The 1,017-nt window shown below is 53.5% G+C and carries 1 protein-coding gene; it reads left to right on the forward strand.

From position 1 onward, the window contains the following. On the forward strand, positions 1–1,017 hold a 1,017-nt coding region (locus PX481_RS28620), incomplete at both ends, for a DNA topoisomerase (protein ID WP_288097337.1).

A 1,017-nucleotide genomic window follows, 5' to 3' on the forward strand; every position in this document is an offset into this window, starting at 1 on the left:
CTCACAGATGGCCGATGCCCGCATTACCCAGATCGCCGTCAATATTCAGGTAGAAAATGCCGGATTTCGCTCCTCTGGCAAAAGAATCGACTTCCCCGGCTTTTTCCGCGCCTATGTGGAAGGTTCCGACGATCCCGAAGCCGCCATCGACGACCAAGAAATAATCTTACCCGCCCTCAACGTCGGTGACACCCCCAATTGTCGCCAACTAGAAGCCATTAGCCACGATACCCAACCCCCCGCCCGTTATAGCGAAGCCTCCCTGGTAAAAACCCTCGAAAGTGAAGGAATCGGGCGACCCAGCACCTACGCCACCATTCTCGGCACAATTATCGATCGCGGTTATGCCCAAATGCGGAATAAAACCTTGATTCCCACCTTCACCGCTTTTGCCGTGGTTAGTTTGTTAGAAAATCATTTCCCCGACCTGGTAGATCCCAAATTTACCTCGAAAATGGAGGAAACCCTCGACGATATCGCCACCGGTTCCGCCCAATGGTTGCCCTATCTCGATCGCTTCTATCGCGGCGAAAAGGGGCTAGAAAGCCAAGTAAAAGAGCGCGAGAGTCAAATTAACTCTAGCACCGCCAAATCGGTGATTTTAGAGGATTTACAGGCAACTATCAAGATCGGCAAATACGGTCCCTATTTGGAAGTCCCCCGGGGGGATGAAATCCTCACCGCCTCCATCCCCGCCGATTTAACCCCCGCCGACCTCAACCCCGAACAGGTAGAAACCCTGCTGCGACAGAAAACCGAAGGTCCCGATAAAATAGGTCTTCATCCCGACACCGGAGAGCCGATTTATCTGCTCGTGGGTAGTTACGGCCCCTACGTCCAGTTAGGAGATGTCAGCGATGACAATCCCAAACCGAAACGCGCCTCCTTACCCAAAGGAGTCAAACCAGAGGACATCACCCTCCCACAAGCAGTGGGTTTATTGGCACTGCCGCGACTGCTGGGAACCCATCCCCTCACCGGAGGCAAAATCAAAGCCAGTTTAGGTCGTTTCGGCCC

This window comes from Microcystis sp. M53603_WE2 (genome assembly GCF_030065435.1).